1 protein-coding gene is annotated in these 1,495 nt (G+C 59.3%); it reads left to right on the top strand.

Features of this window, described 5'->3' with window-relative positions; genetic code table 11:
- Window positions 1-98: 98 nt before the first annotated feature.
- Window positions 99-1,490 (top strand): aminodeoxychorismate synthase component 1, encoded by a 1,392-nt coding sequence (gene pabB, locus J5224_RS27445; RefSeq protein ID WP_264628301.1) that lies wholly within the window; start codon window positions 99-101, stop codon window positions 1,488-1,490.
- Window positions 1,491-1,495: the final 5 nt, after the last annotated feature.

The raw sequence follows: 1,495 nt of genomic DNA on the forward strand, positions 1-1,495 counted from the left end.
CTTATACGCCGTAGGCGAAGTGTGCTAGGCTGACGCACTCGCGTGGCCTATAAGCGCGCATCATAACGCTATATCCTAAATTAATCAGCACCTGCACGATGACATTACAACCGATGGATTCTCGTTTACCCGATTACCACTCGCTGCCCTATCAGCCGGATGCCCTGCTGCGCCTGTTTGCGCCCTTCGCCGATCAGCAGTGGGCCATGCTGTTGCACTCCGGTTTTGCCGATCACCAACATAACCGCTTCGATATCATGGTGGCCGATCCGGTGACCACATTAACCACACGTGGCGATGAGACGCTCATCACGCGCGCGGACGGCACGCAGTGCTCCACGCAAGATCCTTTCTTGTTGGTGCGCCAGGAGATGACGCGGGCCGGGATCACCGCGCACGCGCACCCCGATATGCCTTTTCAGGGCGGTGCACTCGGCCTGTTTGGTTACGATCTCGGGCGGCGCGTCGAAACGCTGCCGTCGCGGGCACAGCAAGATATCCACCTGGCGGACATGGCGGTGGGCATCTACGACTGGGCGCTAATCGCCGATCACCAACGGCAGACGCTGACGCTGCTGACCTATGAAAATCATGCTGCCCGCCTTGCCTGGCTCTTTGCGCCGCAGGATACGGCAACCCATGACGATTTCCAACTGACCACGCCGTGGCAGTCCAATATGACGCGGGAAGCGTACGGTACACGCTTTCAACGCATTCAGGCCTATCTGCGCGCAGGGGATTGCTATCAGGTCAACCTGGCGCAGCGTTTCAGCGCAGGTTATCGCGGTGACGAATGGCAGGCATTTCTCTCGCTCTCGGGCGCCAATCGGGCCCCGTTTTCTGCGTTTATCCGCTTGCCGGAGCACTGCGTGATCAGCGTATCACCCGAGCGTTTCTTGCAGTTACACAACCAGCGCATCGAAACGCGCCCGATCAAGGGCACACTGCCGCGCGCCGCCGATCCGCAGGAAGATGCGCGCCGCGCCACGGCACTCGCCGCTTCGCAGAAAGATCGGGCGGAGAATTTAATGATTGTCGACTTGCTGCGTAACGATATTGGGCGCGTCGCCGTCCCCGGCAGCGTGCGGGTGCCTGAACTGTTTCACGTTGAGGCGTTTCCGGCGGTACACCATCTGGTCAGCACCATTGAAGCAAGGCTGCCGGAAAGCAGCCATGCCACGGATTTGCTGCGCGCCTGTTTCCCCGGCGGCTCCATCACCGGTGCTCCCAAGATTCGCGCCATGGAGATTATTGAAGAGCTGGAGCCGCATCGCCGCAACGCCTATTGCGGCAGTATTGGCTATATCAGCGTCTGTGGCACCATGGATACCAGCATTACCATTCGCACGCTGATCGCAGAGCAAGGCCAGCTTCACTGTTGGGCGGGCGGCGGTATCGTGGCAGACAGTCAGGAACAGGCGGAATATCAGGAAACATTGGATAAACTGGGCCGTATTCTTCCTCAACTCAGTGCGGCGCACACGTTATGAGCACG

The sequence above is a fragment of the Candidatus Symbiopectobacterium sp. NZEC135 genome, from assembly GCF_025962695.1.